24 protein-coding genes are annotated in these 24,758 nt (G+C 71.6%); 16 read left to right on the top strand and 8 right to left on the bottom strand.

What is annotated here, in order from left to right; translation table 11 throughout:
* Positions 1-42: 42 nt before the first annotated feature.
* The 10 genes from ACFPCV_RS18910 to ACFPCV_RS18955 all read left to right on the top strand — a co-directional run bounded on the left by ACFPCV_RS18910 (position 43) and on the right by ACFPCV_RS18955 (position 11,282).
* A complete protein-coding gene (locus ACFPCV_RS18910; protein WP_378057546.1) occupies positions 43-1,581 on the top strand; it encodes a sugar ABC transporter ATP-binding protein in 1,539 nt (512 codons plus the stop codon).
* A gap of 91 nt (positions 1,582-1,672) precedes the next feature.
* Positions 1,673-2,683 carry an ABC transporter permease gene (locus ACFPCV_RS18915; RefSeq protein WP_378057547.1) on the top strand — a complete coding sequence of 337 codons (1,011 nt, stop codon included), beginning with the start codon at positions 1,673-1,675 and terminating at the stop codon, positions 2,681-2,683.
* Positions 2,676-3,731, top strand: coding sequence for an ABC transporter permease (locus tag ACFPCV_RS18920; RefSeq protein WP_378057548.1), 1,056 nt, complete (start codon positions 2,676-2,678; stop codon positions 3,729-3,731). The genes ACFPCV_RS18915 and ACFPCV_RS18920 overlap by 8 nt, the downstream gene beginning before the upstream one ends.
* Positions 3,640-4,713, top strand: coding sequence for a rhamnose ABC transporter substrate-binding protein (gene rhaS / locus ACFPCV_RS18925; RefSeq protein WP_378057549.1), 1,074 nt, complete (start codon positions 3,640-3,642; stop codon positions 4,711-4,713). Before ACFPCV_RS18920 ends, rhaS begins: the two co-directional genes overlap by 92 nt.
* Before the next feature lie 98 nt (positions 4,714-4,811).
* Complete coding sequence (locus ACFPCV_RS18930) at positions 4,812-5,144, top strand: L-rhamnose mutarotase (protein ID WP_378057550.1); 333 nt, start codon at positions 4,812-4,814, stop codon at positions 5,142-5,144.
* Entirely contained in the window at positions 5,141-6,307 is a 1,167-nt protein-coding gene (rhaI, locus tag ACFPCV_RS18935; RefSeq protein ID WP_378057551.1) for an L-rhamnose isomerase, read from the top strand. The genes ACFPCV_RS18930 and rhaI overlap by 4 nt, the downstream gene beginning before the upstream one ends.
* Position 6,308: 1 nt before the next feature.
* Positions 6,309-7,682: a BNR repeat-containing protein gene (locus ACFPCV_RS18940; RefSeq protein ID WP_378057552.1), complete on the top strand. Its 1,374-nt coding sequence runs from the start codon at positions 6,309-6,311 to the stop codon at positions 7,680-7,682.
* Positions 7,683-7,691: 9 nt separating this feature from the next.
* Complete coding sequence (locus tag ACFPCV_RS18945) at positions 7,692-9,098, top strand: arabinose isomerase (RefSeq protein WP_378057553.1); 1,407 nt, start codon at positions 7,692-7,694, stop codon at positions 9,096-9,098.
* 4 nt (positions 9,099-9,102) lie between these two features.
* Positions 9,103-10,038, top strand: a complete 936-nt coding sequence (locus tag ACFPCV_RS18950; RefSeq protein WP_378057554.1) for a nucleoside hydrolase — start codon at positions 9,103-9,105, stop codon at positions 10,036-10,038.
* Positions 10,038-11,282: a lanthionine synthetase LanC family protein gene (locus ACFPCV_RS18955; RefSeq protein WP_378057555.1), complete on the top strand. Its 1,245-nt coding sequence runs from the start codon at positions 10,038-10,040 to the stop codon at positions 11,280-11,282. The genes ACFPCV_RS18950 and ACFPCV_RS18955 overlap by 1 nt, the downstream gene beginning before the upstream one ends.
* Here ACFPCV_RS18955 and ACFPCV_RS18960 read toward each other — a convergent pair.
* The 4 genes from ACFPCV_RS18960 to ACFPCV_RS18975 are packed head-to-tail and all read right to left on the bottom strand — an operon-like array spanning position 11,215 to position 14,936.
* The gene (locus tag ACFPCV_RS18960) at positions 11,215-11,649 is read right to left on the bottom strand and encodes a YunG family protein (protein WP_378057556.1); all 435 of its coding nucleotides are present in this window, start codon (positions 11,647-11,649) and stop codon (positions 11,215-11,217) included. The genes ACFPCV_RS18955 and ACFPCV_RS18960 overlap by 68 nt on opposite strands.
* Before the next feature lie 20 nt (positions 11,650-11,669).
* Complete coding sequence (locus tag ACFPCV_RS18965; RefSeq protein ID WP_378057557.1) at positions 11,670-12,170, bottom strand: DUF742 domain-containing protein; 501 nt, start codon at positions 12,168-12,170, stop codon at positions 11,670-11,672.
* A gap of 19 nt (positions 12,171-12,189) precedes the next feature.
* Complete coding sequence (locus tag ACFPCV_RS18970; protein WP_378057558.1) at positions 12,190-12,618, bottom strand: roadblock/LC7 domain-containing protein; 429 nt, start codon at positions 12,616-12,618, stop codon at positions 12,190-12,192.
* A complete protein-coding gene (locus tag ACFPCV_RS18975) occupies positions 12,615-14,936 on the bottom strand; it encodes a sensor histidine kinase (protein ID WP_378057559.1) in 2,322 nt (773 codons plus the stop codon). Before ACFPCV_RS18975 ends, ACFPCV_RS18970 begins: the two co-directional genes overlap by 4 nt.
* 241 nt (positions 14,937-15,177) lie before the next feature.
* Here ACFPCV_RS18975 and ACFPCV_RS18980 point away from each other — a divergent pair, with 241 nt between their 5' ends.
* Positions 15,178-15,600: a DUF485 domain-containing protein gene (locus ACFPCV_RS18980; protein WP_378057560.1), complete on the top strand. Its 423-nt coding sequence runs from the start codon at positions 15,178-15,180 to the stop codon at positions 15,598-15,600.
* Positions 15,590-17,167, top strand: a complete 1,578-nt coding sequence (locus ACFPCV_RS18985) for a solute symporter family protein (RefSeq protein ID WP_378057561.1) — start codon at positions 15,590-15,592, stop codon at positions 17,165-17,167. The genes ACFPCV_RS18980 and ACFPCV_RS18985 overlap by 11 nt, the downstream gene beginning before the upstream one ends.
* On the opposite strand, the gene ACFPCV_RS18990 is transcribed toward ACFPCV_RS18985, so the two are convergent.
* Both ACFPCV_RS18990 and ACFPCV_RS18995 read right to left on the bottom strand, forming a co-directional pair.
* Positions 17,160-18,095: a hypothetical protein gene (locus tag ACFPCV_RS18990; protein WP_378057562.1), complete on the bottom strand. Its 936-nt coding sequence runs from the start codon at positions 18,093-18,095 to the stop codon at positions 17,160-17,162. The genes ACFPCV_RS18985 and ACFPCV_RS18990 overlap by 8 nt on opposite strands.
* Positions 18,092-18,382, bottom strand: coding sequence for a PadR family transcriptional regulator (locus tag ACFPCV_RS18995; RefSeq protein WP_378057563.1), 291 nt, complete (start codon positions 18,380-18,382; stop codon positions 18,092-18,094). Before ACFPCV_RS18995 ends, ACFPCV_RS18990 begins: the two co-directional genes overlap by 4 nt.
* Positions 18,383-18,839: 457 nt before the next feature.
* Between ACFPCV_RS18995 and ACFPCV_RS19000 the strand changes: the two genes are divergently transcribed.
* The 4 genes from ACFPCV_RS19000 (at position 18,840) to ACFPCV_RS19015 (ending at position 22,270) form a co-directional block, all read left to right on the top strand.
* Positions 18,840-19,952 carry a sensor histidine kinase gene (locus ACFPCV_RS19000; protein ID WP_378057565.1) on the top strand — a complete coding sequence of 371 codons (1,113 nt, stop codon included), beginning with the start codon at positions 18,840-18,842 and terminating at the stop codon, positions 19,950-19,952.
* Entirely contained in the window at positions 19,949-20,605 is a 657-nt protein-coding gene (locus ACFPCV_RS19005; protein ID WP_378057566.1) for a response regulator, read from the top strand. The genes ACFPCV_RS19000 and ACFPCV_RS19005 overlap by 4 nt, the downstream gene beginning before the upstream one ends.
* A 70-nt stretch (positions 20,606-20,675) precedes the next feature.
* Positions 20,676-21,293 (top strand): DUF2306 domain-containing protein, encoded by a 618-nt coding sequence (locus ACFPCV_RS19010; protein ID WP_378057567.1) that lies wholly within the window; start codon positions 20,676-20,678, stop codon positions 21,291-21,293.
* Positions 21,290-22,270, top strand: a complete 981-nt coding sequence (locus ACFPCV_RS19015; RefSeq protein ID WP_378057568.1) for an NAD(P)-dependent alcohol dehydrogenase — start codon at positions 21,290-21,292, stop codon at positions 22,268-22,270. The genes ACFPCV_RS19010 and ACFPCV_RS19015 overlap by 4 nt, the downstream gene beginning before the upstream one ends.
* On the opposite strand, the gene ACFPCV_RS19020 is transcribed toward ACFPCV_RS19015, so the two are convergent.
* Both ACFPCV_RS19020 and ACFPCV_RS19025 read right to left on the bottom strand, forming a co-directional pair.
* Positions 22,260-23,357, bottom strand: a complete 1,098-nt coding sequence (locus ACFPCV_RS19020) for a serine hydrolase domain-containing protein (protein WP_378057569.1) — start codon at positions 23,355-23,357, stop codon at positions 22,260-22,262. The two genes, ACFPCV_RS19015 and ACFPCV_RS19020, sit on opposite strands and share 11 nt — an antisense overlap.
* Positions 23,317-24,699 carry an NAD(P)/FAD-dependent oxidoreductase gene (locus tag ACFPCV_RS19025; protein WP_378057570.1) on the bottom strand — a complete coding sequence of 461 codons (1,383 nt, stop codon included), beginning with the start codon at positions 24,697-24,699 and terminating at the stop codon, positions 23,317-23,319. Before ACFPCV_RS19025 ends, ACFPCV_RS19020 begins: the two co-directional genes overlap by 41 nt.
* Between the last annotated feature and the right edge of the window lie 59 nt (positions 24,700-24,758).

The raw sequence follows: 24,758 nt of genomic DNA on the forward strand, positions 1-24,758 counted from the left end.
ACGCGTTCGCCGACCCTCGGCTACGTTCGCTGAGCAACAGGGATGAAACGTTTCATGACCCGTGCAGGCGGTGAGCGCGTGACGGCAAAGGTGCCCCCGCTGCTCGAGCTGCGCGATGTCCACAAGTCGTTCGCCGCGGTGCACGCGTTGCGGGGCGTGTCCCTGGAACTGCACGCCGGCGAGGTCCACGGACTCGCGGGCGAGAACGGAGCGGGCAAGTCCACCGTGGTGCGGGTGATCGGTGGTGAGCACCGGCCCGACGCCGGGGCGGTGCTCGTCGACGGGACACCCGCCGGGTTCGCGGGGCCGCGCGACGCGCAGCGCCACGGCATCGCGGTGATCCACCAGGAACCGAGCCAGTTCCCGGACCTCACGGTCGCGGAGAACGTGTTCATGGGCCGCCAGCCGCTGCGGTCGTTCCGGCGCATCGACCGGGCGGGCATGCACGCGCGCGCTGCGCAGCTGTTCGAGTCGCTCGGCGTGCCGATCGAACCGGGGCGCGTCACCCGTGGACTGTCGATCGCGGACCAGCAGATCATCGAGATCGGCAAGGCGCTCTCGGCGGACGCGCGGATCATCGTGATGGACGAACCGACCGCCGCACTGTCCACTGTGGAGGCGCAGCGGTTGTTCCTGGTCGCGAAGCGGCTCGCGGAGGGCGGCGCGGCACTGCTGTTCATCTCGCACCGGCTGGAGGAGATGTACGAGATCTGCCACCGGGTGACCGTGCTGCGCGACGGGTCGCTGGTGACGACCTCCCCCATGGCCGACATCGACCGCGATGCCCTGGTGCGCAGCATGGTCGGGCGTTCGGTGGAGCAGCTGTACCCGTCGCAGGACACGGCGACCGGCGACGAGGCACTGGCGGTGGCCGGGCTGACGCGGGCCGGGGTGTTCGCGGACGTCTCGTTCTCGGTGCGGCGCGGCGAGATCGTGGGGCTCGCCGGGCTGGTCGGGTCGGGCCGCTCCGAGGTCGCGCGTGCGATCTTCGGGGTCGACCCGCTCGACGCCGGGCAGGTTCTCGTGGGTGGCAAGCGTTTGCCGCCCGGTGATCCGCGGGCCGCGATCCGGGCCGGGGTGGCGATGGTGCCGGAGGACCGGCGGGAGCAGGGACTGATCCTGGACCTGTCGATCGAGCGGAACGCGACACTGCCCCGGTTGCGCGCGGTGTCGCGGTGGGGCCTGGTCAGCCGGTCGAAGGAGCGGGCGCTCGCCGCGACGTGGGCCGACCGGCTCGGGGTGAAGCGGCGGCGCCTGGCCGACCCGGTGGCGACGCTGTCGGGCGGGAACCAGCAGAAGGTCGTGCTCGGCAAGTGGCTCGCGACCGAGCCGGACGTGCTGATCGTGGACGAGCCGACGCGCGGGATCGACATCGGCGCGAAGGTCGAGGTGCACGCGCTGCTCGCGGAGCTGGCGGCGGCCGGGATCGCGGTGCTGATGATCTCCTCCGAGCTGCCGGAGGTGCTGGGGATGGCCGACCGGGTGCTGGTGATGCACGAGGGCAGGCTGACCGCGGAGCTGTCGAAGGCGGAGGCCACGGAGGAGACCGTGCTGCGGGCCGCGACGGGAGGTGCCGCGTGACCGGACAGCGGCAGTGCCCTGAAAGGCGCGTTCAGGGCGCTGAGTGTCCCGAAAGCGCCTTTCAGGGCACTGCGGCCGCCGGAGGTGGGTGGTGATCAAGCCTTCCGGGCGCGAGTCCGCCTTCGCCGGGCGTGAGCTGGGCATCGTCGTCGCGCTCGTCGCCGTCGTCGTCGCGGCCACCATCGCCCGGCCCAGTTTCCTTTCCGGGCAGGGGATCCACGACCTGTTCCTCAACGCGTCGATCATCGGGCTGCTCGCCATCGGGCAGGCGCTGCTGGTCATCACCCGCAACATCGACCTGTCCGTCGGGTCGGTCATGGGGCTCACCGCGTACCTGTCCGGGCAGTTGTTCCTCGTGGACAAGGACCTGCCGGTCATCGTCGTGGTGCTCGCCGGGATCGGGATGGGCGCGCTGTGCGGGGCGATCAACGGCGCGCTCGTCGCGATCGCCAAGGTGCCCGCGCTCGTGGTCACACTCGGCACGCTGTACGTGTTCCGCGGCATCGACTACGCGTGGGCGTCGGCCACCGACACCACCCAGATCAACGCCTACCAGATGCCGCAGGGCTTCCTGGACCTCGGCAGCGGCGCGGTCCTCGGCATCCCGAACCTCACGCTGATCACGCTGGTCGTCCTCGGCCTCACCGCCTACGCACTGCACAACTTCCGCGCGGGCCGCGAACTGTACGCGATCGGGTCCAACCCGGACGCCGCGCGCCTGGCCGGCATCCCGACCGGGCGGCGGGTGTTCTCCGCGTTCGTCGTCTCCGGCGCGCTGGTCGGGCTCGCCGGGGTCATGCACGCCGCGTACTTCGGCACCATCAACGCCTCCGTCGGCACCGGCCGCGAACTGGCCGTCGTCGCAGCGGTGGTGGTCGGCGGGGTCGCGATCTTCGGCGGCAGCGGCACCGTGGTCGGTGCCGTGCTCGGGGCACTGCTGCTGACCACGGTCACCAGCGCGCTGCCGATCCTCGGGGTGCCCGCGTTCTGGCAGCGCGCGGTCGACGGCGCCGCGCTGCTCGTGGCCATCTCGCTGGACCGGGCGTTCATGGTGCGCCTCGCAGAACGACTACGGGCCGAGAGGGCGGTGCGACGTGCTTGACCGGGTGCTCGACAGGTTCCTCCGGTGGGAAACCGTGCTCCTCGTGCTGTGCGTGGGGGTGTTCGCGGTCGGGTCGGCCAACAGTTCCGAGGGCGCAGGGTTCGCCGGGCAGGGCAACATCAGCTTCCTGCTGCTGGACTACAGCGAGGTCGCGCTGCTCGCGTTCGCGCTGCTGCCGATCGTGCTGACCGGTGAGATCGACCTGTCCGTCGCGTCCACGCTCGGGTTCTGCTCCGCGCTGACCGGCACGCTGTGGGACGCGGGTACGGGCTTCGAGACGATCGTGCCGATCGTGATCCTCGCCGGGGTCGCGCTCGGGTCGGTCAACGCGGTGCTGGTGGTCCGGTTCGGGCTGCCCTCGCTCGCGGTCACCATCGGCACGCTGGGGCTGTACCGCGGCCTGGCGTACGTGCTGCTCGGCGACCGCGCGGTGACCGGGTTCCCGGAGAACTACCGTCCGCTCGCGACGGACCCGATCGCGGGCACGTTCCTGCCGTACGCGACGGTGCTGGTGCTGTTCGTCGGCGCGGCGGTCGCGGTGCTGGTGCACAGGACCACCACCGGGCGGTCGCTGTACGCCATCGGGCTCGGCGCGCAGACCGCGCGGTTCTCCGGCATCCGGGTCGACCGCGTCAAGTTCGCGCTGTTCATGCTGTCCGGCGGGCTGGCGGCGGTCGCGTCGCTGATCTACACGCTCCGCTACAACAGCGCCCGCGCCGACAACGCGAGCGGCATGGAGCTGGTCGCGGTCGCCGCGGTGCTGCTCGGCGGGGTGTCGATCTTCGGTGGCCGCGGCACCGTGCTCGGGGTCGCGACCGCGCTGCTGGCCATGGCGGGCCTGCGCAACGTGTTGTTCCTCGACGATGTCAGCAACGAGATCCAGAACGTCATCACGGGACTGCTACTGATCCTCTCCGTGCTCGTCCCGGTCGTGTTCAAACCGAGGAGGACCAAAGATGCTCCGCTCGAACCGTCTGATGCAGACACTGAGCGCCGCGCTGGCGCTGACTCTGGTGGCGAGCTGCGGCGGAACCACCAAGGGGTCTGAACAGGCCCAGGGCGACGGCGGCAACGCGACCGAACGCGAGGCCGACCCGAACGCCGAGATCAAGGAGGGCCTGAAGATCGCGTTCCTGCCCAAGGAGATCGACAACCCGTACGAGGTGCTGGTCGACGAGGGCGGCATCGAGGCGGTCGAGGAGCTGAAGGGCGAGGGCAAGGAGGTCGGCCCCTCCGACGCGTCCGCGTCGTCGCAGGTGTCCTACATCAACACGCTGATCCAGCAGCGGCAGGACGCGATCGTCATCGCGGCGAACGACCCGAACGCTGTGGCGCCCGCGCTGAAGGACGCGATGAGCAAGGGCATCGCGGTGGTGACCTACGACTCGGACGCGGCGCCCGACGCGCGGCAGATCTTCGTCAACCAGGCCGACTCCGAGGAGATCGGGCGGTCGCAGGTGAAGCTGATGTCCGACCAGATCGGCGGCAGCGGCAAGATCGCGATCCTGTCGGCCACCCCGAACGCGACGAACCAGAACACCTGGATCGAGTTCATGAAGGACGAGCTGACCAAGCCCGAGTACGCGAACGTCGAGCTGGTGAAGGTCGCCTACGGGGACGACGACGACCAGAAGTCGTTCCAGGAGGCGCAGGGCCTGCTGCAGTCCATTCCGGACCTGAAGGGCATCATCTCGCCGACCACCGTGGGGATCTCGGCGGCCGCGCGGTACATCTCGTCGTCGCCGTACAAGGGCAAGGTGAAGCTGACCGGGCTCGGCACGCCGAACCAGATGCGGCAGTTCGTCAAGGACGGCACCGTGACCGAGTTCGCGCTGTGGAACCCGGTGGAGCTGGGTTACCTGGCCGGGTACGCGGCGGCGGCGCTCGCGTCCGGGCAGATCAGCGGCAAGGAAGGCGAGACGTTCGAGGCGGGCAAGCTCGGTGAGCGGACGATCGGCGAGAACGGCGAGATCATCCTCGGCCCGCCGACGACGTTCAACGCCGACAACATCGATGACTTCAACTTCTGATGCCCTGGTCTGCGCGGCAATGCCCTGAAAGGCGCGTTTAGGGCGCCGAGTGCCCTGAACGCGCCTTTCAGGGCAGCCGGGAGGACGGGAGGCGGCTGATGCGACGGGTTTGTTTTCTGCTCAAGGTCCGGGAGGACCGGGCCGAGGAGTACCAGCGGCGGCACGCCGAGGTGTGGCCGGACATGCTGGCCGCGCTGCGGGAGACGGGCTGGCGGAACTACTCGTTGTTCCTCCGCCCGGACGGGTTGCTCGTCGGGTACTTCGAGACCGACGACCTCGACGCGGCGCTCGCCGGGATGGCGGCGCGCGATGTGAACACCAGGTGGCAGACCGAGATGGCGCCGTTCTTCGAAGGGCTCGACGGTGGCGCGCCCGACGCGGGGATCACGCCGCTCACCGAGGTCTTCCACCTCGACCAGGAGAACCGATGACCGACCAGTCAGCCGTCAAGGCGGCGCTCCGTGCCCAGCACATCGAGACCCCCTCGTGGGCGTACGGCAACTCCGGCACCCGCTTCAAGGTGTTCGCGCAGGAGGGGGTGCCGCGCGACGCCTACGAGAAGGTCGACGACGCGGCGACCGTGCACCGGTTCACCGGCGTCGCGCCGACGGTGGCGCTGCACATCCCGTGGGACCGGGTCGACGACTACGGCGACCTCGCCAGGCACGCGAAGGAGCGGGGTATCGGGCTGGGCGCGATCAACCCGAACGTGTTCCAGGAGGACGACTACCGGCTCGGCAGCGTCTGCAACCCGGACGAGGCGGTGCGCCGCAAGGCGCTCGACCACCTCCTGGAGTGCGTCGAGATCATGAACGTGACCGGGTCGCGGGACCTGTCGCTGTGGTTCGCCGACGGGACCAACTACCCGGGGCAGGACTCCGTCCGGGCTCGGCAGGAACGGCTTTCCGAGGCACTGCGCACCGTGCGCGACCGGCTCAGCGGCGACCAGCGGATGCTGTTGGAGTACAAGCTGTTCGAGCCCGCGTTCTACACCATGGACGTGCCGGACTGGGGCACCAGCTACGCGCACTGCGTGGACCTCGGGGACCGGGCGAAGGTGCTCGTCGACACCGGGCACCACGCGCCGGGGGTGAACATCGAGTTCATCGTCGCGTTCCTGCTGCACCGGGACAAGCTCGGCGGGTTCCACTTCAACTCGCGGTTCTACGCCGACGACGACCTGATGGTGGGTGCGGCCGATCCGTACCAGCTGTTCCGGATCATGGTGGAGATCGTGCTGGGTGGCGGGCTCGACGCGAGCGCGGGCGTCGCGTTCATGCTCGACCAGTGCCACAACATCGAGCCGAAGATCCCGGCGCTGATCCGGTCGGTCCTCAACGTCCAGGAGGCGACGGCGAAGGCGCTGCTCGTCGACCAGGACGCGCTCCGCGCAGCGCAGCAGAACGGCGACGTGCTCGAGGCCAACGCGGCGCTGACCGACGCGTTCGCCACCGACGTGCGGCCGCTGCTGGCCGAACTGCGCGAGGACATGGGCATCGACCCGGACCCGTTGAGCGCGTACCGGCGGTCCGGGCACTTCGAGACGATCCGCGACGCGCGCGCGGGCGGCGCCGCGGCGGGATGGGGAGCATGAGATGAAGAGACTGGGTGTCCTGCTCGCGACCCTGCTGATCACCGGGTCCACAGTGGTCAGCCCCGTTGTCACCGCGGAACCGGCGGCAGACCCCGCGGTGCGGTTACTGCGGGACACCCAGCTCGACCCGGCCGCGCTGTACTTCGTGTCCTACGACGGTCTGGTCAACAACGAGTCGTTCCAGCAGGACGCGATCCGCACCCACGGCGCGTACCAGTACGCGGCGTGGTACACGGCCGACCGGAGCGCGGTCGTCGCGCGCCGCCGCACGGGAGCCACCACGTGGCAGAAGGTGGTGCTCCCCCACAAGCTGTCCGCCAACGACTCGCACAACGTGATCTCGCTCGGCATCTCGCCCCGCGACGGCCGCCTGCACGTCGCGATGGACACCCACAACACGCCCGTGCACTACGTGAAGACCGTGGCGAACGCAGTGGACAGTCCACAGTGGTCCATCGAGCGGTTCGGTCCCGTGCAGCGGACCCTGGACGGCGTCGACCTCGGCGGCATCAGCTACCCGCGGTTCGTCGTCACGCCCGACCGGCACCTGCAGCTGAGCTTCCGCACCGGCGGCTCCGGCAACGGCACGAACGAGCTGGCCGAGTACGACGGCACCTGGCGCAGACTCGGCAGATGGACCTCCGCGACCGGGCCATGGACCGGGCCGAACGGTGTGGTCAGCACCACCCGCAACATGTACCTGCACGGCCTCACCTACGGCCCCGGCGGGCGTCTGCACGCGGCGTTCACCTGGCGCGAGGGCGACACCGGGGTCCTGTGCGCACCCGGCGGGCTCACCAACCACGACACCGGCTACGTCTACAGCGACGACCAGGGCCGCACCTGGCGCCGCGACGACGGCACGCGGGTCACCACCCCGGTCGCCGTCGACCCCGGTCTGGTCGTCGACCCGCTCGGCCCCGACCACGGCCTGATGAACCAGGAAAGCCAGGCCGTCGACTCGGCCGGCACCCCGCACATCGTGATCAGCTACGTGCCTGGCCGGTTCACCCAGTGCGTCACCAGCTACGCCGCCGACCGCACCCGCTGGGCCCGCACGTTCCACCTGACCAGGAAGAACGGCGACTGGACCAAGCACGAGGTCCCGGTCCCGCCCAACGCCACCGGCCGCACCCGGATCGTGTTCGACGGCGAGGACAACGCCTACCTCGTGATGCCGTACGGCCGGATCGTGGCCGCGTCCAGGGCGAGCGGCTGGACGGACTGGACCGTGCTGTTCGACCGGCCGGGCATGAACTCCTTCGGCGAGGTGAACGTCGACCTCGCGGGCGGTGTGCTTTCCGTGCTGTACCAGCAACGTTCGACCGGCACCACGCCGTCGCCGATCCGTGTCGCGGACTTCCGGATCGGCTGAGGGGACACCATGACCGACAAGAGACGGCCGAGGATCGGCCTCGTCGCGGGCGGGCTCGGCGCGTACTGGCCCCAGTTCCCGGACCTCCTGCCGACGCTGCGGGAGTCGTCGCGGTACGTCAGCGAGCGGATCAAGGGCCACGACGCCGACGTCGTCGACGTCGGGTTCATCTCCGACGCCCAGGAAGGCGCGCGGGCCGCGGAGGAGCTGCGCGAGGCGGGCTGCGACCTGATCGTCGGGTTCCTCACCACGTACCTGACCGCGACCATGCTCATGCCGGTCGCGCAGCGCAGTGGCGCGCCGGTGCTGCTGATCAACCTGCAGCCCACCGAGTCCATGGACCACGCGACGTTCGACACCGGGCAGTGGCTCGCCTACTGCGGCGCGTGCCCGCTGCCGGAGATGGCGAACGCGTTCACCCGCGCGGGCATCGACTTCCGCAGCGTGTCCGGCCACCTGCGGGACGAGCGGGCGTGGGCGAAGATCGGTGCGTGGATCCGCGCCGCCGGGGTGCGGAAGGTGCTGCGGCACGGCAGGCACGGGCTCATGGGACACCTCTACCCCGGCATGTACGACGTGTCGACCGACCTCGCGATGGTCAACGCGCACTTCGGCGGACACGTCGAGGTGCTGGAGTTCGACGACCTGCTGGTGCGGGTCGAGGCCGTCACCGAGTCCGAAGTGGACAGGCGGCTGGCGGCGGCCAGCGAGGTGTTCGAGGTGACCGAGTCGGTCGACCGGGAGGACTTCGCCTGGGGCGCCCGGGTTTCCGTCGGCCTCGACCGGCTCGTCGCCGACTTCGACCTCGACAGCCTCGCCTACTACCACCGCGGCCTGAACGGCGAGCAGCACGAGCGGCTCGGCGCGGGCATGATCCTCGGCGCGAGCCTGCTCACCGCCCGCGGTGTCCCGGCGGCCGGTGAGTACGAGCTGCGCACCAGCCTCGCCATGCTGATCATGGACGTGCTCGGCGCCGGCGGGTCGTTCACCGAGTTCCAGGCGCTCGACTTCACGCGCGGGCACGTCGAGATGGGCCACGACGGGCCCGCGCACCTGGCGATCTCGGCGAAGAAGCCGCTGCTGCGCGGGCTCGGCGTGTTCCACGGCAAGCGCGGGTGGGGCGTGTCGGTCGAGTTCGACGTGGCCACCGGCCCGGTCACGCTGCTGGGGGTCGGCCAGACCCGCGACGGCCGGTACACGCTGGTCGCCGCGGAGGGCATGGTCGCCGACGGGCCGCACCTGAGGATCGGCAACACCACGAGCCGCGTCGACTTCGGCCGGGACCCCGGCGAGTGGACCGACGACTGGTCCGCGAGCGGTGTCGGGCACCACTGGGCGCTGGGCACCGGGCACCGGCTGGCGGAGCTGAAGGCGGTCGCGAGCCTCCTCGACGTGGAGCTGACCACGGTAACGTGAGGCGGTGACGCGCCTCATCATCGACACTGACCCCGGCATCGACGACGCCATGGCGTTGTTCGCCGCACTGGCCTCCCCCGAGCTGGACGTGGCCGGGCTGACCACCGTGTTCGGCAACGTCACGGTCGAGGTCGCGACCCGCAACGCACTGGCGCTGCTGGACATCGCGGGCCGCGCCGACATCCCGGTCGCGCGTGGTGCCACCGCGCCGCTCGCCATGGACTACCTCGGCGCGATCCCGCACATCCACGGCGAGGACGGGCTCGGCGACGGCGGTGACCTGGCCGAACCGTCCCGTCCGGCCCTGGACGTGAGCGCGGCCGAGTTCCTGTGCCGGGAGGCGCCGGGCGCGACGATCCTCGCGATCGGGCCGCTGACCAACCTCGCGCTGGCGCTGCGGTTGCGCCCCGACCTCGACACGCTGGTCGAGCAGGTCGTCGTGATGGGCGGCAACGCGCTCGGCCCCGGCAACGCGACCCCGGCGGCCGAGGCGAACATGTGGAACGACCCGGAAGCGGCGGACGTCGTGTTCGGCGCCCGGTGGCCGGTGACGATGGTCGGGCTGGACGTGACGCACCAGGTGCTGCTGCCCGGTGACCGCGTCGACGCGGTCACCTCGGGGGACACGCCGACCGCGCGGCTGCTCGCGCGGGCGATCCCGCTGTACCGGGCGTTCCTGACCAAGGCCAGCGGCCAGGACGGCATCTACCTGCACGACCCGAGCGCGGTCGCGTACCTCCTCGCCCCCGGCCTGTTCCGCACGAAGCGGTGGCCGGTCCGCGTGGAGACGCAGGGCATCAGCCGGGGCAAGACCTGGCCCAACCTCGGCGGCACCGACGACCCGGCGCCCCCCGCGTGGCAGGGGCGGCCGCTCGTGAACGTGTGCGTGGAGGTGGACGCGCCAGGGGTACTCGACCTGATCACCGCACGCCTTCCCTGATGTACCAACGGGTCGCGGACGCCGCGTGGCGGTGGGTGCTGTCGCAGGTGCGGTGGGCTGACGAGCTGTCGATCCCCGAGACACCGGGCACCGACCTGCCGCCGGAGCACCGCGACGGGATGAACTCCGGGGTGGGCGGGCTCGCCTACGTGCTGGCCGAGATCCGGCTGTCGCGGCCGTGGACCACGGAGGAATCGCTGCTCGCCGAGCGCATCGTGACACAGCTGAACGCCGAGGTGCCCCACGCGACCGAGTACGACTTCTTCGACGGGCTGGTCAGCGCGGTCGGGGTGCTGACCGCGCTCGGCGCGGACCCGTCGCCCGCCGTGGACCGGTTGCTCGCACTGGCGACGCCGGACGGCTGGCCGCAGACGGCGTTCGAGCCGCCCCGTTTCCTTCCCGGCACCCGGGTGACCGACGTGGTGCTGGGCACGGCCGGGGTGCTGCTGGCCGCGGTGTGGACGAACGCACGCGAACTGGGCGCGTTGGCGGCGGAGGTGCTGCTCGCCGAGGCGGAGGAGGTGCCGGCCGGGCTCGACTGGGCGTACGTGCCGACGCGGTTCCGCACCGACGAGACGGTGCGGCTGCCGAACTTCTCGCACGGTGTCGCGGGGATCGCGGCCGCGCTCGCGGTGGCCGGTGCCCGGTTCGATCGCCGGGACCTGGTGACCGCCGCGACCAGAGGCGCGTCGCACCTGCTGTCGCTCGGCGACGGATACGTCGTGCCACGACGGATTCCGCCAGGAGACGAGCCCGTCGCGCACGGGTGGTGTCACGGCGGGTCCGGCACGTCGCTGCTGTACCTGGCGCTGGCGCGGGCCGGGGTGGCGGAGGTCGCGGGGGCCGCGCCGATGGAATGGCACCGGCGTGCGCTGGCGGGGGTGCGCACCTCGGGTCTGCCCGAGCGGCTGCGGCCCGGGTTCTGGGACAACGACGGCCGGTGCTGCGGGACCGCCGGTGTCGGGGACACGTTCCTCGACTCGTGGTGCCGTGGCGGTGACCCCGACGACCTGGCGTTCGCGGTGCGGCTGGCGGACGCGCTGGTGGCACGCGCGGTGACCGACGGCCCGCACGCGTACTGGCGGTTCGTCGAGCACCGGGACGTGGAGCCGCTGCTGCCGCCCGGCGTCGGCTGGCTGCAGGGGGCGGCCGGGATCGCGGCGTTCCTGTTCCGGGTCAGCCGGGCACTGCGGGCTTCGACGGAGCCGGTGCCGCGGCTGGACTCGTGGTGGGCACTCCCCTGAAGCGTGCCAGGACGCGGGTCCGCAGCAGGTCGTACTCCTCGCGGCAGCGCTTCGGCGGCCCGTCCGGGCGCTGGACCACCTGTGCGCCGACGACGTCCTCGTCCGGCCGGAACTGGCCGCGGGTGAGGTCCACCTCCAGTCCCGTGCCGAAGCGGTTCCAGTAGTGCACGCCGGTCCGCTCTCCCGCGACCCGGACCTCGCCGAGCACCAACTCACCGCCGAACAGGTCGTGCAGCACCAGCGCGGTCACCCCGCACTGGCCGCGAGCGGGGTTGCCGGGATCCCAGTCGGGGCGGTCTGCCGGGTCGCAGGTGTCGGCGCCCCAGCTCGCCCGCACGGCACGCTCCACGTCGGCGAGGGTCCACATGGCCCACATTGTGCCGGGGCTCAGGTGCGCAGGTTGGCGAGGCCGCGCAGCACGCGTTGCATCAGCGCGATGTCCGGGCGGGCGTCCGGTGCCGTCTCGTTGTGGTGGACGGTGACCAGGCCCAGCCCGGCCATGTCGTCGAGCAGGACGCGGACCACGCCGATCGGCAGGCAGAGCAGTGCACCGATCTCCGCGACCGACCTCGTCTGCCTGCACAGCCGCGCCACCGACTGGTGCTCGACCCGCATGGTGGTGAACAGCTCCTCGGCGCGGGGCGCGGTCGCGATCAGCGTCTCGATCTCCAGCCTGCCGCTCGACCTGGTGCGGCCCGCGGTCCAGGCGTACGCGCGGACGCTCGCCGCGTTCTCCTCGGCGGGCGGTGGCTCGTCGGCGGGCGCTTCTTGTTGCGGGGCACGGGATTCCTGGGCCGGTCCCGGGTCTGGCGAGCGTTTGCGTGGCCTGCCCATGGTGAGGCCGTTGAGCACGTCGGCGAAGGTCGACTCGGGTCTGTCATCAGTCATGACAGCTCCTCGCGCGGGATCAGCCCGCGGCCAGTGCGGCCCGCAGCTGCGGGGTGAGGATCTGGCCGACCCGGTCCACGAGCACCGTCATCTCGTAGGCGACCTGCGCGATGTCGCAGTCGCGGGCCGCGAGCACCGCGAGGCACGAGCCGTCCTTGATCGACGTCAGCAGCAGTGCGCCGCCGTCCATCTCCACGACCGCGCGCACCACCGACTCCGCGCCGAGCGCCTTCGCGGCACCGAGGTTGAGGCTCACGATGCCTGCCGCGATCGCGGCGAGCTGACCGGCGCGTTCCTCCGGCAGACGCGCGGACGCGGTGAGCATCAGCCCGTCGACCGACACCACCACGGCGTGCGCCACCCCGGGGGTGTTGTCGACGAAGTTGTTGACCAGCCACCCGAACTGTCCCATCTGCTGCCGGTCGGCCGGCTCGTGCGTGGCGGTCATGACTCCGCCTCCCCTCTGCGCTTCTCACTCTGCCGGATGCCCGACTGGAAACCGCTCAGGAACCCGCGTGCCCGTGCGGCGTCGCGTTTGGCGTTGGTGGACGGCTGCGGCCGCGCGGGCGGCGCGAGCAACTGCCCCTTCGGCACCCGTTTCGGCAACCCGTCCGGACCCGCCTCGACGACCGGCGCGGACCGGGGGCCTGCCTGCGCCGCACCGCTCGCCGGGGTGCCCAGCCAGGCGAAGCCGGTGACGGCGTGGTATGGGCGCTGCTCGTCGGCCGCGAACAGGATCGACGCCGGTGTGCTCGCCGACGGCAGGTCCGGCAGGGTCACGGTGATCCCGGCCGACTCGAGCCTGCCCGCCACCGCACCGGTCGGCACGGCCGCCGCGACCGGCACGAGCTCGGACCCGTCCACGCCGACCAGCGCTGCCGGAACCAGCACCGACGCGCACAGACCGCCATCGGCACGCTTGGACAGCCGCACCCGGATGCCGTGCCGCGCCGTGAGCCTGCCGACCACGAACAGGCCCATCTGCCGGGAGACCGGCACGTCCACCCCGCCGCCGCCCGTGACGCGGTGGTTGGCCTCGCGCAGTTCCTCGTCCCCCATGCCGACCCCGTCGTCGAGCACGTCGACCATCACCGAGCCGTCCCCGCGCAGCCTGCTCTCGACGACGACCACCGAGTCCGGCGGGGAGAACGCGGTCGCGTTCTCGATCAGCTCGGACACCGACCGGATCAGGTCGCCCGCCGCGTAGCCGACGACCCGGATGTCCGGCGCGGACCGCACGATCGCGCGTTCGTAGTGCTCGACCTCGGAGATCGCCGCGCGCAGCACGTCGGGCAGCGGCACCGGCTCGGTGAACCGCCGCAGCGCGCCGGTGCCCGACAACACCATCAGGTTCTCGTTGTTGCGGCGCATGCGGGTCGCCAGGTGGTCGATCCTGAACAGGTCGGCGAGCTGGTCCGGGTCGTCGGTCTTCTGCTCCAGCTGTTCCATCAGCCGCAGCTGCCGCTCGACCAGCCCCTGGCTGCGGCGGGAGAGGTTGGTGAAGATGTTGGCGAGGTTGCTGCGCAGGCCCGCCTCCTCGGCGGCGGACCGCAGCGCCTGGTCGTGCACAGCGTCGAACGCGCGCGCGAGCTGGCCGAACTCCTCCGTGGTGCGCAGCGGCACCGGTTCGATCGCGACCTTCGCCCCGTCACCGGCCCGGATGCTCGCGACCGCGGCGGGCAGCTCCTGGTGCGCGACGTCGAGCGCGGCGCGGCGCAGCAGCCCGACCGAACGCAGCAGGTAGCGGCCGAGACCACCACCGACTCCGGCGGCGAGCAGCAGCATCACCAGCAGCAGCACCGACTCCAGGCCCGCGCGGTCGCTGACGCGCTCCGCCAGCTCGTCCGAGCCAGCGCGCAGGTCGGCCGCCGCCAGCTGCGTGACCTCGGTGAGCTGGCTGGTCGTGGTGTCGGAGACGGTGTTCCACTGCTCGGCGGTGAACCGGGCCTGTGCCGGGCCCATCGTGCGGGCCGCGTCCACCATCTGCTGGCGCGCGGTCACGTCCTGACCGGTGACGGTCGTGTCGTAGCGCTCGCGCAGCGCGGGCGGGGCCACCGAACGGAAGTCGCCGAGCTGGTCCTCCAGCCGCACGGCCGCCTCGATCATCAGCTGCCGCCCCGCGTCGGACAGCGCGTTGTCGCGCAGCGCGAGGCTGCCGATCGCCTGTTGCAGCGCGACCTGTTCCCGCACGGACTGCAGCTCGCCGAGCGCGATCGACGTGTTGGTCAGGTTCTGGTCGGGGAACCGGCCGACGAGCGAGCGGTCGAACTCGAGCACGGCGCCGGTCACCGCGTTGTAGCCGCTGAGCACCACCAGCCCGTCGCCGTCCGCCGCCCGCTGCCCGCGGGCCGCGACGAGGGAGCCGAGCGCGCCGACCAGCTCGCGGTAGTCCGACTCGCCCGCGATCCTGGCCTGGTCACCCGAGGTCGCCCCGATCACGTCGGTCACGTCGGCGATGGCCGCGTCGGTCGCGGTGATGGCCCTCGGCAGCCCGGCGCCGTCCCCGACGGCCTCGTTCCGTTCGTGCTGGAGCGCCGAGAGCACCCGCACGAGCTGCACGCGCACGGCGGCGACCCGTTCGACGCTCGCGTAGGAGTCGGCGAGCTCGACGTCGGCCCGCACCCGCAGGACACCGAGCACGAGCGCGCCGACCACCGGTACGACGAGCACCACGCCGAGCTTGACCAGCAGCGGCCAGTTGCGCCACTGCACGGCGGCGGACCACCACGCGGCACCGCTCGCGGGTCTTTCGTGGGGCGAGCTCACGGGTGCACCCTCTCCCCCCAGGGAAATTCGAGTATCCGGGTCAACCTAGGGAAAACGTGACGCATTGTTCAAGCACCGATTACGCCACCGACCGAGCACACTCCGTTGTGTAAGCGCTGCCAGGCGGACATTTTCGCGGCAGCGATTCTTTCGGAAACTTCCGCACGAGGGGCTTGACCCGGTGGTTACGCTTTCGATCGCCGCCTCCCCGGGCGCCCGCCATGCCGCGAAAGGGAATCCCATGACCCACGCATCGTCGTTCACGCGTGCGCCGGAACCGGGAGATCATGTCGCGTTCGAACCCGCCGAAAACGATTTCCCGGCCGGTCCGCACGCGGCACCGGGCGGGCCGCCGGACTTCGCGGCCATTCGCGAGCACCCGGACTTCGTGGCCGTGCGCGGGCGGCTGACCAGGTTCGTCCTCCCGGTGAGCGCGCTGTTCCTGGCGTGGTATCTGACCTATGTGCTGCTGGCGGCATACGCCCCCGGTTTCATGGCGCACCGGGTGACCGGCAGCGTCACGGCCGGACTGCTGCTCGGACTGTCCCAGTTCGTGAGCACCGTCGCCATCATGCTCTGGTACGCCCGTTTCACCAGGAGAAATATCGATCCGAAGATCGCGGAACTGCGCGCGGCGGCGGGAGAAACCGATCATGACCGGTGAGTCCGCGCTCAACATCACGATATTCCTGATCATCGTCGGAGTGACCCTTTTCGTGGTCTACCGGGTGAGCAGCAGGAACACCACGACCGCCGACTACTACGCAGCGGGCGGCGGTTTCACCGGTCTCCAGAACGGCGTCGCCCTGTCCGGCGACTACCTTTCCGCCGCATCGTTCCTCGGCGTCGCCGGCGCCATCGCCGTGCACGGTTACGACGGCTTTCTCTATTCGATCGGATTTCTCGTCGCGTGGCTGGTCCCGCTGCTGCTGATCGCGGAGCGGTTCCGCAACGTCGGCCGCTTCACGATGGGCGACGTGGTCAGCTTCCGGATGCGGCAGCGCCCGGTGCGGGCGGCCGCCGCCAACGCCACGCTCGTGATCTCGGCGTTCTACCTGCTGGCACAGATGGCCGGCGCCGGCGTACTGGTGTCGCTGCTGCTCGACGTGCACTCCAGCGGTGGGCAGGCGCTGGTCATCACCGGCGTCGGCGCGATCATGATCTTCTACGTGCTGGTCGGCGGCATGAAGGGCACCACGTGGGTGCAGATCATCAAGGCCGGCCTGCTGTTGTGCTGTGTGCTGATGCTGACCGTGTTCCTGCTCGGCAAGTTCGGTTACAGCCTGACCAACCTGCTCGACAGCGCCGCACGCAACAACGCGCTCGGCGACGAGGTGCTGCGACCCGGTGCGCTGTACGGGAAGACGGAGACGGCGAAGCTCGACTTCGTGTCGCTGTCGATCGCGCTGGTGCTCGGCGCGGGCGCACTGCCGCACGTGCTGATGCGGTTCTACACCGTGCCGGACGCCTACCAGGCCCGCAGGTCGGTGCTGTCGGCGACGTGGGCGATGGTGCTGTTCTACCTGTGCACGCTGGTCATCGGCTACGGCGCGAGCGCGATCGTCGGGTCGCGGGAGATCCTCGCCGCGCCGGGCGCGGAGAACTCGGCGGTCCCGCTGCTCGCGTTCGAGATCGGCGGGCCGGTGCTGCTCGCGATCGTCGCGGCGGTCGCGTTCACCACGATCCTCGCGGTGGTGGCCGGGCTGACGCTCACCGCGTCCGCGTCGTTCGCGCACGACGTGTACGCCAACGTGATCAAACACGGCCGCCCCGAGCCGGGCGCCGAGGTGCGGGTCGCGCGGATCACCGCGGTCGTCATCGGCTGCCTGTCGATCGTGGGCGGCTACCTCGCGATCGGGCAGAACGTCGCGGCGCTCGTGGCACTCGCGTTCGCGATCGCCGCGTCCGCGAACCTGCCGACGATCCTGTACACGTTGTTCTGGCGGCGGTTCAACACGACCGGCTCGCTGTTCTCCATCTACGGCGGGCTCGGGTCCTGCCTGCTGCTGATCGTGTTCTCGCCGGTGTTCTCCGGCGGCCAGAACTCGATCATCAAGGGCGTGGACTTCCACCTGTTCCCGCTGAGCAACCCCGGTCTGGTGTCGATCCCGCTGTCGTTCCTGCTCGGCTACCTCGGCACCGTGCTGAGCAGCGACCGCGCCGACGCCGATCGCTCCGACGAACTCGAGGTCCGCTCGGTGACCGGCATCGGCGCGGGCCGCACTACGTGACCGGCTGGTCCGGCCTGCGCCGGACGCCGCGGGGCAGCAGCCCGCCCAGTGCGAGCAGGACCACCAGCGGCGGGCCGTAGAAGATCAGCGCCTGCACCGTGTCGTTGGGCCGGAACGAGTTCAACGACCCCATGACCAGCTCGATCAACGTGGTCATGACCGGCACCAGCAGCACCAGCGCGGCCCGGCGGCCCGCACGCGACCCGGCCCCGGCAGCCGTCACCGCGCCGACGACCAGCACGAGCAGGGCCGTCGTCTCGGCAACCACTTCCCGGTAGCCCAGGACCCCGATCAGCACGGCCACCACGACCGCCGCGCTCATCACGCGGACCGGCGCCCTGCCTGCCAGCTCACGTCCGCGCGCGGGACCCGGCGACAGGGTGAGCGCGACGGCGGTCAACGCGCCCAGCAGCACCCACCCGGAGTCCGCGTGCGCCCACAACCAAGTACGTTCGGAAACGGTGGCGACCAGGACGAGGCCGATCGCGCCCACCCAGGCGCCGACCGCGGCGGCGACCCGCTGCCGGAACAGGACGAGCACGACCACCACCAGCCAGACGACCCACACAGGGGCATCCGGGCTCCGTTCCCACAACTGCATGTCCCGCAACGGCATGTCCCACAACGCGACCGCCCGCACCCACCACACGAACTCGTGCAGGCTCTCGGTGGCACCGGCCAGGATCGCGATCGGCCCGAGCAGGCTCACGATCGCGAGCACGTCACGCGGGTCGACCCCGCCCGCCACCATGCGGCGCAGGTGCAGCCGGAACGCGCCCCACACCAGGTCGGCGACGTCCTTCCAGCCGGGCCGGGCCCTGTCGCCCGCGGCCACCAGGACGCCGAGCATCTCCTCGCCGTGCTGTTCGCGGTGGTCACGGGGGTAGAGGGCGATCAGCCGCCGGTACCGCCGCTCGAGTTCGTTCACGTGGTCCCTCCGATTGGCCGTGCGCGGAGCCGTTGTTCCGCCACACGGGTGTTCGCCCGCATCCGTTCCACTTCGGTCGCGAGCCTGGCCGCCCCCAGGTCGGTCAGGCGGTAGTAGCGACGGAGCCTGCTGTCCACGACCTCTTCCCGGTCGATCACCACCCACGCGTCGGACGACAGCCGGTCGAGCGCGGTGTAGAGCGTGCCCGCCCGCAGCCGGACCCGGCCGCCGGAGATCTCCTCCACGTCGCGCAGGATGCCGTAGCCGTGCCGAGGCCGGGCGGCCAACGCCGTGAGTATCAGAAAGGTCGGTTCTCGCAGCGCATCCGTCACCGGAACGGTATATACCGATCACCGACCCATCCGCAACTCCCAAACCCGCGAGTCCCCCGTTCAGAACCCGCGAGTCCCCGGTTCAGGAACCGCGAGTCCCCCGTTCAGGACCCGCGAGTCCCGGCTTCGGAACCCGCGAGTCCCGCGTTCAGAACCCGCGAGTTCCCGGTTCAGAACCCCCGAACTCGCGGTTCGGGTCGAGCGGCGGGGGGACCGGAACGGCGACTAGTGAGTCCTGAACCGCCAACTCGCCGGTTCCGAACCGGGGACTCGCGGGTTCTGAACCGGGGACTCGCGGGTTCTGAACCGGGGACTCGCGGGTTCTGGGACGGGGACTCGCGGGGTGGGGTGGTTGTGTGGGGTCGTACTTTTGGGTGGTTTGGGGGTTGGGGTCTGCTCGTACGATGAGCCGGTGTATGAGCTTCTCCGGTCGGTGTGGCGGGAACCGGCGCCCGCGCCGCCGCCGTCGCGGGTGTGGCGGGACTGGGTGCTCGTGGCCGTGATCGTGGCCGTCGCGGTGCTCGAAGGGGTGCTCCGGCCTGGGCTCGGGCTGCGGCCGCTGTCCGTGCTGATCTGCGTCGGGGTCGCGTTCAGCCTGCCGTGGCGGCGGTCCCGGCCGCTGCTCGTGCTCGTGCTCACGTTCGGGGTGTGCGAGCTTGCGTCGCTGCTCGTCGGCGGTGTCTTCCCGGAGCAGGACGTCCTCGTCTTCCTCGTGCTGCTGCCGTTCTCGTTGTTCCGGTGGGGCTCCGGGCGCGAGGCGGTGCTCGGCGCCGGGGTCCTGTTCGCGAAGATGGCCACCGACACGGCACTCGGGTTCCACACGCCGGGCGACGCCATCGGCGGCAGCGCCGTGCTGGTCTCGGTCATGGCGGCCGGCGCGGCGTTCCGCTACCGGGCCAGGGCCCGCGTCCGCGAACTGGACCAGGTGAAGCTCCTCGAACGCGAACGGCTCGCGCGTGACCTGCACGACACGGTCGCCCACCACGTGTCGGCGATGGCGATCCGCGCACAGGCCGGGATCGCGACCGCGGCGACCCACCCGGACGCGGCGGTCGACGCGCTGCGGATCATCGACGCGGAGGCGGCACGGGCACTGGACGAGATGCGTGGCATGGTGCGGCTCCTGCGCACCGACGGGCCCGTGGACTTCTCCCCCGGCCACCGGATCACCGACCTCGCCCGGCTCGGCCCGCCGGTCGAGGTGACGTTCACCGGCGACGTCGACGCTCTTCCCGCGCAGGTGAGCGCCGGGATCTACCGCCTCGCACAGGAAGCGGTCACCAACGCCAAACGGCACGCACGGCACGCCACGCGCGTCGAGGTGCGGGTGGAAGCCGACGACCACACGGTGCGCCTTTCCGTGCTCGACGACGGCGACCCGCCCGGCCGCCCGGACACCGGCACCGGGTTCGGGCTCGTCGGCATGGCCGAACGCGCGGAACTCCTCGGCGGCACCTGCGAGGCGGGCCCCGCGCCCGGCCGCGGCTGGGCCGTGACCGCCGTCCTGCCGAGGACGGCAGGGTGAGCCTGCGCGTCGTCGTCGCCGACGACCAGGAGATCGTCCGCACCGGGCTCGCAATGATCCTCGACGCGCAGCCGGGCATCGAGGTCGTCGGCGTGGCGGCCGACGGGCGGGAGGCCGTCGACGTCGCGCGGCGGCTGCGGCCCGACGTGTGCCTGTTCGACATCCGGATGCCGGAGCTGGACGGCATCGAGGCCACCCGCCGCCTCGCGGGCCCGGACGTCGCCGACCCCATGGCTGTCGTCGTGATCACCACGTTCGACCTCGACGAGTACGTCCACGCCGCGCTGCGGGCGGGCGCGCGTGGGTTCCTGCTGAAGAACGCGGGCGCCGCGATGCTGTCACAGGCCGTCCACGCGGCCGCGAACGGCGACGCACTGATCGCCCCCAGCGTCACCGCGCGCCTGCTCGCCACGTTCGCGGGCAGCGCGCCGTCGGCCTCGCCCGCCCAGCCCGTCGACCCCCTCACCGAACGGGAGGAACAGATCCTCGCCGCCGTCGCCCGCGGGCGCACCAACAACGAGATCGGCGCCGAGTTCCACATCACGCTCAGCACCGTCAAGTCACACGTCACGAGCCTCATGAACAAGCTCGGCGCCCGCAACCGCGTCGAGATCGCGATGTGGGCGTACGAGACCGGCCGGGCCCGCAGGTAGCCGAAAGTACGACGCCACAACGGAACCATCGCCCGATGAGCGTGGCGCCGCCAACCGCCACGATCGTCGTATGACGACGACACTCACCCGGCGGAAATGGCGGGTGCCGACGGCTCTGCTCGTGCTCACCGCCGTCCCGGTCCTCGCGGGCGCCGCCCGGCTCACCGAACTCGGCTCCGGCCCGGAGGCCACGGCGGACAACGCCCGGTTCCTCGCCGCGCCGGTGCCGATCGTGCTGCACATCGTCGGCGCGAGCCTGTACTGCGTGCTGGGTGCGTTCCAGTTCCTCCGTGGCCCGCGGCACCGCGTGTTTGGCCGGGCGATCGTCCTGTGTGGACTGGCCGGGGCGCTGTCCGGGATCTGGATGGCCCTCGTGTACCCGCTACCGGCACACGACAGCGCACTGAGCGTGGCGCTGCGGGTGGGGTTCGGCACGGCCATGGCCGTCGCGCTCGTGCTCGGGTTCCTCGCGGTGCGTTGGCGGGACTTCGCCGCGCACCGCGCCTGGATGATCCGCGGCTACGCGATCGGGCAGGGCGCGGGCAGCCAGGCCGTGGTCTTCGGGCTGTGGGCAGCGTTCGCCGGTGCGGCGACGGACCAGCTCACCTTCGCGCTGCTGCTCGGCGCGGGCTGGGTGCTCAACCTCGTCGTCGCGGAATGGATCATTCGAGGGAGGGAGACCAGATGAAGGCGATCGTGCAGGAGCGTTACGGCCCACCGGACGTGCTCGAGTTCCGGGACGTGCCGGTACCGGTGGCGGGCGCCGACGAGGTGCTCGTGGCGGTGCGTGCCGCCGCGGTGAACGCCTGGGACTGGCACATGATGCGGGGCGACCCGTACCTGTCGCGGCTGACGACGGGGTCGTTGCGGCGTCCGAAGAGGACGGTCCGGGGCCGGGACTTCGCGGGGGTGGTGGCCGCGGTCGGCGGGAACGTGACGGACCTGCGGCCCGGTGCCGAGGTGTACGGGGACCTCGGGAGCGCGGAGGGCGCGTTCGCCGAGTACGCGTGCGTGCCCCGCGGCCAGGTGGCGCGCAAGCCGGCGAACCTGACGTTCGAGCAGGCGGCCGCGGTGCCACTGGCCGCGAACACCGCGCTCATGGGGCTGCGGGACGTGGCGGATGTGCGGGCGGGGCAACGGGTTCTGGTCAACGGCGCGTCCGGTGGCGTCGGCACGTTCGCCGTGCAGCTCGCGAAGTCCTTCGGCGCGCACGTGACCGGCGTGTGCCGCACCCGCAACGTCGGGCTGGTCCGGGAACTCGGCGCGGACGAGGTCGTCGACTACACCCGTGAGGACTTCACCCGGCAGCGGTACGACGTGGTGTTCGACCTCGTCGGCAACCGGTCGCTGACGGCCCTGCGGCGCGCACTCGTCCCGCGCGGGACGCTGGTCCTGTCCGGCGGTGGCGTGTACCGCGGCGGCAGCGTCGTCGGCCCGATGGGGCTGATCATCCGGTCGCAGCTCGTGCGCCCGTTCGTCCGGCAGCGGGTGGTGGTGCTGATCGAGGTGCCGGGCTCGGCCAACCTGGACACGCTGCGGGCGCTGATCGAGGCGGGCGAGGTGACGCCCGCCGTCGACCGCACCTACCCGCTCTGCGAGGCCGCGGCCGCGATCCGGTACGTCGAGGAGGAACACGCCCGCGCGAAGGTCGTCCTCACCGGGTGAGGCGCCAGAACTCCCTCAGCCACCCGGACGGCACCGGCGAGTCCGCGCTCACCTGCGTGAACAGGAGCGCGACGGTGCCGGTGGCGAGGTCGACGTGCGCGGAGGTCCCGGTGGCGCCGACCCAGCCGTACCGCGTGCCGTCGACCGAACCGCCCATGCCCCAGCCGTCCCCTTCGAGGAACAGCGCCCCGATCTCGCGGTGGGCGGGGGTGGTGTGGTCGGTGGTCATCAGCCGCACGGACGCGGCCGACAGCACCGGGTCGCCGTCGGCGAGCAGCATCCGGCCGAACGCCAGCCAGTCGTCGACGGTCCCGGTCAGGCCACCGGACCCCAGCGGGAACGCGGGTTCGGTGGCCCACTGCCCGTCCGGGGCGTCGGCCAGGGTCAGCCCGCCGGGGCCCTGTTCGTAGCAGCTGGTGAACCGGTCCTGTTTGGACGGCGGCACCGAGAACCCGGTGTCGGTCATGCCCAGCGGCGCGAACAGCCGCTCCGCGAGGAAGTCCGGCAGCGAGGTGCCGGCGGCGCGGGCCACCAGCACACCCTGGATCGCCGAGCACGTGTCGTACAGCCACGCCTCGCCCGGCTGGTACAGCAGCGGCACGCCGGCCAGCGCCGCGACCCACTCGTCGGCGGGCGGGAAGCTCCGCACCTCGCGGCCGTCCTTCTGCACACCGAGCAGCGCCCGCACCGCGGGCAGGCCGAAGCCGGCCGCGAAACCCCAGCCCGCCTGGCTCGTCAGCACGTCGAACACGGTGATGGGCCGCCGCACCGGGACCACGTCGTCGACCGGGCTCGCCGGGGTGCGCACCACCACCGGCCCGGCCAGCTCCGGCAGCCACCGCTCGATCGGGTCGTCCAGCGCGACGACACCGTCGTCGACGAGCACCAGCAGCGCGGCGGCCGTGACCGGCTTGGTGACCGACGCGAGGCGGAAGATCGATTCCCTGGTCATCGGCGCGGTGCCGGCGAGGTCGACGGACCCGGCGGCCACGACCTCGACGTCGTCGCCCCGCGCCACGGCGGCCACCGCGCCCGGCAGCGAGCCGTCAGCCACGTGGCGCCGGAGCAGTCCGCTCAGTTCGGTCATGGCCGGTTGGACCGGCGGCGGGCGCGGAACTCATCGGTGGCTCGCCACCCGCGACGAACGCGTCGCGCGGGTGCTGCACCGACGCGAGCGACAGGACGTCCCGCCCGAACAGCGCCTGGGCCAGCCAGATCGCGAGCACCCGGACCTTGCGTTCCCAGCTGGGCACGGCCAGCACGTGGTAGCCGCGGTGCATCAGCCACGCGAGCGGCCCGGTGATCACGACGCGGCGGTACTGGAAGATGCCGCGCCCGAGCCCGAGCGTCGCGATGGCGCCGAGGCTGTGGTGGAGGTACTCCTTCGGCTCCTTGCCACGCAGGGTGGCGACGATGTTGCCGGCCAGGCGCTTGCCCTGGCGGTAGGCGTGCTGGGCGTTCGGGACGGTCCGCCTGCCCGGCACGGCGAGGTCGGGCACCGCGGCGGCATCACCGGCCGCCCACGCGTCGGGCACCGGTGCGGCGTCGGTGCCGACCCGCAGGTCGGGCCGGACCACGACGTAGCCGCGCGCGTCGACCGGGAGGTCGGTGTGGTTGCCGACGACCGGGTTGGCTCCGTTGCCCGCGGTCCACACGATCAGGTCCGAGTCGAACTCCTCGCCCGTCGAGAGCACGACGTGCCCGCCGACCGCCGAGACGACCTGCGTGTCCAGGTGGACGCGGGCGCCCCGCTCCTCAAGCGACCGCACCACCCAGCGACCCGGCCTGTCGGTGACCTCGGGCAGGATGCGGCCGCTCGCCTCGACGAGGTGGAACCGCAGCTCGTCGCGGGCGATCTCGGGGTAGCGCCTCAGCAGTGCGGTCGCGAGCGACAGCAGCTCACCGAAGCCCTCGACACCGGAGAACCCGCCGCCGACGAACGTCACCGTGAGCAGCCTGGCGCGCAGCGGCCCGGCGGGAAGCGTCGCGGCCCGGTCGAACGCGGTCAGCAGCCGGTCCCGGATCGCGACGGCCTCCTCGACGTGCTTGAGGCCGATCGCCTGCTCACCGATGCCGGGCACCGGGAACTTCCGCGTGACCGCACCCGCGGTCACCACGACGATGTCGTAGTCCAGCTCGAACGTCTCGCCGTCGGCGGGCCGCACGGTGACCACCCGGTGCCCGTGGTCGATGGCGGTGACCGCCCCCGCGACGACCCGGGTGCGGCGCAGGTGGCGGCGCAGCGACACCCCGGCGTGCCGCGCCTCGACCGAACCGGCCACCACCTCGGGCAGGAACGGCTGGTAGGTCAGGTAGGGACGGGGATCGACGATCGTGACCTCGGCCTCCCCGCGCCGGAGCCGCCGCTCCAGTTTCCACGCGGTGTAGAAGCCGGCATAACCGCCACCCACGATCAGGATCTTGCGCATGCTGACCCCTTTCTCGGATCACCAGGTGGACGGTGCCGACCCGCCCGACGTGACAGTCC

It is taken from the genome of Actinophytocola glycyrrhizae, from assembly GCF_042653545.1.
Classification (GTDB): domain Bacteria; phylum Actinomycetota; class Actinomycetes; order Mycobacteriales; family Pseudonocardiaceae; genus Actinophytocola; species Actinophytocola glycyrrhizae.

Bases quoted from the DNA above. Each gene is read 5' to 3' on its own strand.
- ACFPCV_RS18910 (WP_378057546.1), top strand. From the start codon at position 43: ATGAAACGTTTCATGACCCGTGCAGGCGGTGAGCGCGTGACGGCAAAG.
- rhaS (WP_378057549.1), top strand. From the start codon at position 3,640: ATGCTCCGCTCGAACCGTCTGATGCAGACACTGAGCGCCGCGCTGGCG.
- ACFPCV_RS18930 (WP_378057550.1), top strand. From the start codon at position 4,812: ATGCGACGGGTTTGTTTTCTGCTCAAGGTCCGGGAGGACCGGGCCGAG.
- rhaI (WP_378057551.1), top strand. From the start codon at position 5,141: ATGACCGACCAGTCAGCCGTCAAGGCGGCGCTCCGTGCCCAGCACATC.
- ACFPCV_RS18940 (WP_378057552.1), top strand. From the start codon at position 6,309: ATGAAGAGACTGGGTGTCCTGCTCGCGACCCTGCTGATCACCGGGTCC.
- ACFPCV_RS18945 (WP_378057553.1), top strand. From the start codon at position 7,692: ATGACCGACAAGAGACGGCCGAGGATCGGCCTCGTCGCGGGCGGGCTC.
- ACFPCV_RS18955 (WP_378057555.1), top strand. From the start codon at position 10,038: ATGTACCAACGGGTCGCGGACGCCGCGTGGCGGTGGGTGCTGTCGCAG.
- ACFPCV_RS18960 (WP_378057556.1), bottom strand. From the start codon at position 11,649: ATGTGGACCCTCGCCGACGTGGAGCGTGCCGTGCGGGCGAGCTGGGGC.
- ACFPCV_RS18965 (WP_378057557.1), bottom strand. From the start codon at position 12,170: ATGACTGATGACAGACCCGAGTCGACCTTCGCCGACGTGCTCAACGGC.
- ACFPCV_RS18970 (WP_378057558.1), bottom strand. From the start codon at position 12,618: ATGACCGCCACGCACGAGCCGGCCGACCGGCAGCAGATGGGACAGTTC.
- ACFPCV_RS18980 (WP_378057560.1), top strand. From the start codon at position 15,178: ATGACCCACGCATCGTCGTTCACGCGTGCGCCGGAACCGGGAGATCAT.
- ACFPCV_RS18985 (WP_378057561.1), top strand. From the start codon at position 15,590: ATGACCGGTGAGTCCGCGCTCAACATCACGATATTCCTGATCATCGTC.
- ACFPCV_RS19010 (WP_378057567.1), top strand. From the start codon at position 20,676: ATGACGACGACACTCACCCGGCGGAAATGGCGGGTGCCGACGGCTCTG.
- ACFPCV_RS19015 (WP_378057568.1), top strand. From the start codon at position 21,290: ATGAAGGCGATCGTGCAGGAGCGTTACGGCCCACCGGACGTGCTCGAG.
- ACFPCV_RS19020 (WP_378057569.1), bottom strand. From the start codon at position 23,357: ATGACCGAACTGAGCGGACTGCTCCGGCGCCACGTGGCTGACGGCTCG.
- ACFPCV_RS19025 (WP_378057570.1), bottom strand. From the start codon at position 24,699: ATGCGCAAGATCCTGATCGTGGGTGGCGGTTATGCCGGCTTCTACACC.